Below are 6888 nucleotides of genomic sequence, written 5' to 3' on the forward strand. Positions count from 1 at the left end.
GTGCGCCAGCCACCCGCCCGGCCGGTTGCCGCCGCCGCGGGCACTGCAGGTGCGCCAGGCACCTCGCGCCTGAACAAGCGCATGGCCGAGCTGGGCATGTGCTCGCGGCGCGAGGCCGATGACTGGATTGCGCAGGGCTGGGTCAAGGTCAATGGCCAGGTGGCGCCCATGGGGCTGCAGGTCCACGCCACCGACCGCATCGAGGTCGACAAAAAGGCACAGGGTTTTCAGGAGCAGCGCGTCACCATCCTGCTGCACAAGCCCATGGGTTACGTGAGCGGCCAGGCCGAAGACGGGCACACCCCGGCCGTGGCCCTGATCAACCCCCGCACCCACTGGCGCGAGGATCCCAGCCGCAACCGTTTTTCGCCCCCGCAGCTGCGGGGGCTGGCGCCTGCCGGCCGGCTCGACATCGATTCGGTGGGGCTATTGGTGCTCACGCAGGACGGCCGCGTGGCGCGGCAGATCATTGGCGAAGACTCGTCGATGGACAAGGAATACCTCGTGCGCGTGCAATACGGCGACGTGGCCACCAACGTGCAGGCCGTGTTTCCGGCGCAGCAGCTTGCGCGCCTGTGCCATGGCCTGTCGCTCGACGGCCAGGCGCTCAAGCCCGCCCGGGTGGAGTGGCAGAACCCCGAGCAACTGCGCTTTGTGCTCACCGAAGGCAAGAAGCGGCAGATCCGCCGCATGTGCGAACTGGTGGGCCTGCGCGTGGTGGGGCTCAAACGCATTCGCATAGGGCGGGTGACCCTGGGCAATCTGCCCGTGGGCCAGTGGCGTTACCTGGGGCCCCACGAGCAGTTCTGAGCCCTGCGCGGCCCCCGGCGGAGGCCCGGTACGGCTGAACGGCCGCCTTTTCCTCGCGGACGGCGGCCCCGTCGCGCACCCGCGCCGCTACCATCGTGCGGTTTGCCGAACAACAAGGAGAACTTGTGAGCGATGTGAAATACCGCCTGGTGACCCGCAGCGACTTCGACGGGCTGGTCTGCGCCGTGCTGCTCAACGAACTGAATCTCATTGACGAGATCACCTTCGTGCACCCCAAGGACATGCAGGACGGCAAGGTGGCCATCACCGCCCGCGACATCACGACCAACCTGCCCTATGTGCCGGGCGCGCATCTGGTGTTCGATCACCACGAATCCGAGACCGTGCGCAACGCCGGGCGGCGCGATATCAATCACATCATCGAGGCCAATGCCCCCTCGGCAGCGCGCGTGGTCTACAACCACTACGGCGGCAAGGCAACCTTCCCGCGCGTCACCGAGGAGATGATGGCGGCGGTGGACCAGGCGGATTCGGCCCAGTATTCGCGCGAGGACATCCTCAACCCCCAGGGCTGGGTGCTGCTCAACTACCTCATGGATTCGCGCACAGGGCTGGGGCGCTTCAAGGATTTCCGCATCAGCAACTACGCGCTGATGATGGACCTCATCCAGTATTGCCGCGACCACACGATCGAAGAAATTCTGGCGCTGCCCGACGTGCAGGAGCGCGTGGCGCTCTACAACGAACACGCCAGCAAGGCCCGCGAGCAGATCCTGCATTGCGGCATCTGCATCGACAACCTGGTGGTGCTGGATCTGCGCGACGAGGAAACCATCTGGGCCACCAACCGCTTCATGGTGTATGCGCTGTTCCCCGAGTCCACGGTATCGATCCATGTGGTGTGGGGGCTGAAAAAACAGAATACGGCACTGGCCGCGGGCAAATCCATCCTCAACCGCGGCAGCCGGGCCCACATCGGCAACCTGATGCTCGAGTTCGGCGGCGGAGGCCATGCCGCGGCCGGCACCTGCCAGGTGCCCAACGACAAGGCCGATCAGGTGCTTCAGGCGCTGGTGCAACGCATCACGGCCGAGGGCTGATCCCCTCCTTGGGCTCCTCCGGCCCAGCGCCCTGTGGGGCGGAGCCCCCTGCTTGAAAGTCGTCCAGACGCTGCGCAGGCGCCGGGGGGCTTGAAACCCTGGCACCGTGCCCATAACTGTCGCGTGCCGGTCTTGGCTGGCGCAGGCCTGCGCCCAGCCGCGCATTTTTTTGATTCCACCCTTGAGAAAAACCACCATGAGCAAACAAACCCTGTCCTTTCAGGCCGAAGTTGCCCAACTGCTGCACCTGGTCACCCATTCGCTCTATTCCAACCAGGAAATCTTCCTGCGCGAACTGATCTCCAATGCTTCCGACGCCTGCGACAAGCTGCGCTTCGAGGCGCTGAACAACAACGCTCTGTACGAAGACGCGCCCAACCTCGAAGTGCGCGTGAGCTTCGACAAGGACGCCCGCACGCTCACCATCCAGGACAACGGCATCGGCATGAGCGCGCAGGAGGCCATCGACCACCTGGGCACCATCGCCAAGAGCGGCACCAAGGACTTCATGGGCAAGCTCACGGGCGACCAGAAGCAGGACGCCCAACTCATCGGCCAGTTCGGCGTGGGGTTCTACTCGGGCTTCATCGTGGCCGACAAGATCACCGTCGAATCGCGCCGTGCGGGCCTCAAGGCCGACGAGGGCGTGCGCTGGGTGAGCGGCGGCGCCGGTGACTTCGAGGTCGAAACCATCACCCGCCCCGCGCGCGGCACCAGCGTCATCCTGCACCTGCGCGACGACGCCGACGAGTACCTGAGCGCCTGGAAGCTCAAGTCGGTGATCGGCAAGTATTCCGACCACATCAGCCTGCCCATCCTGATGGAAAAGGAAGAGTGGAAAGACGGCGAACTCATCAACCCGGGCGACGAGAACGGCGGCCGCCAGCCCGGCGGCATGGTCAAGACCGGCGAATGGGAAACGGTGAACAAGGCCAGCGCCCTGTGGACACGCCCCAAGAAAGACATCACCGAAGAACAGTACGCCGAGTTCTACAAGACCATCAGCCACGACCACGAGGCCCCGCTGACCTGGGCGCACAACCGCGTGGAAGGCAACACCGAATACACGCAGCTGCTGTACATCCCGGCCAAGGCTCCGTTCGATCTGTGGAACCGCGACAAGAAGGCCGGCGTCAAGCTGTACGTCAAGCGCGTCTTCATCATGGACGACGCCGAGGCGCTGATGCCCAGCTACCTGCGCTTTGTGAAGGGCGTGATCGACTCGGCCGACCTGCCGCTGAACGTGAGTCGCGAGCTGCTGCAGGAAAGCCGCGATGTGCGCGCCATCCGCGAAGGCAGCACCAAGCGCGTGCTCAGCATGCTCGAAGACCTAGCCAAGCACGACAAGCATGAAGCCACGGCCGGCGACGACGGCGTGACCGACGTGGTGGACGCCGACGACAAGGCCAAGGAAGGCAAGTACACGGCGTTCTACGCCGAGTTCGGCGCCGTGCTCAAGGAAGGCCTGGGCGAAGACTTTGGCAACCGCGAGCGCCTGGCCAAGCTGCTGCGCTTTGCCAGCACCGCCAGCGACAGCGTGAGCGTGGGCTTCGCCGATTACAAGGCGCGCATGAAGGAAGGCCAGGAGGCCATCTACTACATCACCGCCGACAGCCTGGCCGCCGCCAAGAACAGTCCGCAGCTCGAGGTCTTCAAGAAGAAGGGCATCGAGGTGCTGCTCATGACCGACCGTGTGGACGAGTGGGCGCTGAACTACCTGCACGACTTCGACGGCACGCCGCTGCAAAGCGTGGCCAAGGGCGCCGTGGACCTGGGCAAGCTGCAGGACGAGGCCGAGAAGAAGGCCGCCGAAGAGGCCGCCGAAGCCTTCAAGCCGGTGCTGGCCAAGCTCAAGGAAGCGCTGAAGGACAAGGCCGAGGACGTGCGCGTGACCACCCGCCTGGTCGATTCGCCCGCCTGCCTGGTGGTGCAGGACGACGGCATGAGCACCCAGCTCGCCCGCATGCTCAAGCAGGCCGGCCAGAAGGCCCCCGAGACCAAGCCCGTGCTGGAGGTGAACGCCGAGCACCCGCTGGTGAAGAAGCTCGACGGCAGCGTGCACTTCCACGACCTGGCGCACATCCTGTTCGACCAGGCCCTGCTGGCCGAAGGCGGCCTGCCGGACGACCCGGCCGCCTACGTCAAGCGCGTGAATGCGTTGCTGGCATAAATTCCAGCAGAAATTGGCCTCTGGCGCTTTCTGGTAAAGCGTCAGGCGCTATTGGGTTGATAGCATTACCCCAGGCCCCGGTCGCGCAGGCCTAGGCGTTGGCTTAAAGTGTTGACGTCTGCCAACTCGGCACCTGATTCGCCCTCTGAACCGGAAAGGTTCAGAGGGCTTTTTCCTGCCGGAAATTTCTCCAGTACCTGAGAAGCTTGGCGGTTCGACGGACTACGCCCCGTCTTCAGGCTTCCTGCGCGGACTCGGGGGCCGACGCGGCACGAAACTCGTCGTTGTGCGACACGCGGACTACACCGAGCTTGAGTCCGAGCACGCCGAAGACCCGGTTCATTGTCTGGACCGTTCCCTCGCTTTTCTCGCGCTCAATGTCTTGCAGCGTGCGAAAAGATATTCCCGCCAACTTAGCCAGTTCTGCAGTAGTGAGATGCATCGTCTTCTTCAGATGGCGCACGGCCTGTGCCAGGCTCCATTGCGGATTCGCCAGCACGTCGTTGATAGCCTTCTTACGCAGTTCCAGCTGCTGAGGCAGGGTCAAGGTTTCGTATCGCTTGTCCATGGTCGGCATCCAGTTCAGTTCAGCGCGGTCAATCGCTGGGCTTGCGCCTCGATTCCGAGCTTGAGGTGAGCGTGCACCGCCGGTTCCAAGCCGAAGTCAGTGCCGTGGGCTGCAATCTTTTTCAGAGGCTCAGCCATCGGGCGCAAGCCTTCAACCAATGCCGGTCGGCACACCTCGCGCAACGCTTTTTTCTGCGCGGACGGCAACCGCTTTTCTTCCCTCAGGGTCTGCGCAATCTCACACACCTTGTCGATGACCCTGTTCCAGTCTGGAGCGCTGCTGTCGTTGCCCTCCCATCGGATGCGACGGGCGATTCCGTCAGGGTGGAGGTACATCGGCGCGAAGTCGTAGAGGGGTGTCAGGCGGATACCGCCACTGAAGTCGCGCTGGACTGCGGTGTTTCTTGCGTGGTTGTCTTTGTTCCCCAGAGCCAGGTTGGCCACATCCCGCTTGATGTACTCAAGCACTTCCGTAAGGGGGTGGGTGCATTGCCGCAGCAGCTGCCGGCACACTTCGTCGTGGCTGGGCACCGCATCGAAGCCAGGGTTGCCCGTCAACGTCCCAATGCTCTCTTGTCCCAGGCGAAGAACACCCCCGCCCGTCACTTGGCGGTCGAACCGGGGGATGAAAAGCGCTCGCTTGAGCAGTACGAGGTCCGCATGCACGCGAAGCCCCAGCATTCGTGCCAAAGCCATATAAGGGGCTTCATGCCGCAGGATGGACGCAAGAGCCTCGTTGCTGCCCCGCCCGAACTTGACGATGTAGTGCTCCCGCGCCCGCGCATCCGCAAGTGTGTGGTCCAGGTACAGCAGCCCATCCTCTGCTCTCGTGAGCAAAATCTTGGGCCATTCGCCCTGTACCCCAGAAGAGCCAGCCACGAACAGGCCGTGCGAGGCCAGGAACTCAGCGAAGTCGTCTCCCCGTTCGGCCACCTCATCGTCCGTGAAGCCCCGTAGCGGACCCGCATTCGCGGCTAGCCAGCTCGCGGCCTCCTTCACGCGCAGGTTTCCTACCGAGTTGCCCGCACCCGCGAGCAGCAGCCGCCAGTCCACGCTTTCCCCTGCCGTTACAGATAGCCCCAGTCTGCGGAGAAGCTCTTCTCGCCCAAAGCCCTGCGGCAACATATCGATAAGGAAAACGGGCCAGTGCGGATGCTCGAACGCTTGGAGCCCCACTGGGAAGCGACAGGCAAAGGCATGAGCGTCTCGCGCTCCGCCGTGCTCGATGGCCCACTCCACCGAGTAGCCGGTATACGTCTTGCTGCGCCAGCCTTGTGCTTCAGGGCCCAGCAGGCTTACGCTGCCCACGTCGCACCAAGCGCTGTTGGCAAACAGTTGGAGGGTGCAGCTCGAATTCATTTGCACAGAATTATATCACTATTGAAGCCAGATAGCTTTATATATGTGATAGATAACTGTGCAAGTAATTCGGAGCCCTGCTGTGGCTTACAACCAACTCCATCAACACTTTAGGCCAACGCCTAGCGCGCAGGCAGCCGGGGCTTTTCTTTGGGGCACCTGCCTCGGGCGTGCGCACGGCCCCACCGCGCCAGCCGCGCATGGCAGGGCGTGCCATAAGTTGGTTGCGCATTGCCGCCAAATGGGTAACGATCGCCGATTCGAGAGGCCGGGGCCATTTCGGCCTGGCCTGCGGGAAAATGCCCGCTTCGCCCCTGAAGGGCCTGGGCGCGGCGATCCTGTCCGACCCTGGCTTTCTCTGCGCTCGCGTCCGCCACCTGGATCATCGCTTTTCTTGCAATGCTGCGTTTCTTTCTGATTTTTCTGGCCCTGCAGCTCACGCTGTTTGGCATCAACATGCTCAACTGGGTGCAGCAGCACCTGGTGCTTCCCTGGACGGCACTGCTCGCGCGGGTGTGCGCGGGGCTGGTCACATGGTTCGATGCCAGCGCGGCCGCCGCCGGCAAAGTGCTGTGGAACACCCAGACCGGGTTTGGCGTGTCCATCGAGCCAGGCTGCAACGGCATCGAGGCCTGCATCGTGCTGTTTGCCGCCATCGTCGCCTTTCCGGAGCGCTGGCGCCACAAGCTTCTGGGGCTGGTGGCGGGGTTTGCGGCCGTGCAGGGGCTCAATGTGGTGCGGGTGATCAGCCTGTTCTACCTGGGGCAGTGGAGCACCACCGTGTTCAATTTCGCCCACGAATACCTTTGGCAGGGCCTGATCATGCTCGACGTGCTGGTGGTGTGGCTGTTGTGGGTGCGCGCTGGCGAGCGCTCGCGCGTGCCGCCCCCGGATGCACCCCCGCCCGCCCTGCCGCCCGCT

The 6888-nt window shown here is 63.7% G+C and carries 6 protein-coding genes; 4 read left to right on the forward strand and 2 right to left on the reverse strand.

From position 1 onward, the window contains the following. The 3 genes from ACDELDRAFT_RS17185 to htpG all read left to right on the forward strand — a co-directional run bounded on the left by ACDELDRAFT_RS17185 (position 1) and on the right by htpG (position 4041). Positions 1-810: a pseudouridine synthase gene (locus ACDELDRAFT_RS17185; protein ID WP_198403260.1), complete on the forward strand. Its 810-nt coding sequence runs from the start codon at positions 1-3 to the stop codon at positions 808-810. A 125-nt stretch (positions 811-935) separates the two neighbouring features. Beyond that, positions 936-1871, forward strand: coding sequence for a hypothetical protein (locus ACDELDRAFT_RS17190; RefSeq protein WP_005799210.1), 936 nt, complete (start codon positions 936-938; stop codon positions 1869-1871). Between the two features lie 196 nt (positions 1872-2067). After that, entirely contained in the window at positions 2068-4041 is a 1974-nt protein-coding gene (gene htpG, locus ACDELDRAFT_RS17195; protein WP_005799211.1) for a molecular chaperone HtpG, read from the forward strand. 235 nt (positions 4042-4276) lie between these two features. Here htpG and ACDELDRAFT_RS17200 read toward each other — a convergent pair whose 3' ends face one another. Beyond that, positions 4277-4609 carry a helix-turn-helix domain-containing protein gene (locus ACDELDRAFT_RS17200; protein ID WP_005799212.1) on the reverse strand — a complete coding sequence of 111 codons (333 nt, stop codon included), beginning with the start codon at positions 4607-4609 and terminating at the stop codon, positions 4277-4279. Between the two features lie 14 nt (positions 4610-4623). Continuing rightward, a complete protein-coding gene (locus ACDELDRAFT_RS17205) occupies positions 4624-5967 on the reverse strand; it encodes a type II toxin-antitoxin system HipA family toxin (RefSeq protein ID WP_005799213.1) in 1344 nt (447 codons plus the stop codon). A gap of 348 nt (positions 5968-6315) precedes the next feature. Here ACDELDRAFT_RS17205 and xrtH point away from each other — a divergent pair. After that, positions 6316-6888, forward strand: a 573-nt coding sequence (gene xrtH, locus ACDELDRAFT_RS17210) for an exosortase H (protein WP_081470162.1), incomplete at its 3' end; no start/stop codon positions are given.

The organism is Acidovorax delafieldii 2AN, assembly GCF_000175235.1.
GTDB lineage: Bacteria > Pseudomonadota > Gammaproteobacteria > Burkholderiales > Burkholderiaceae_C > Acidovorax > Acidovorax delafieldii_B.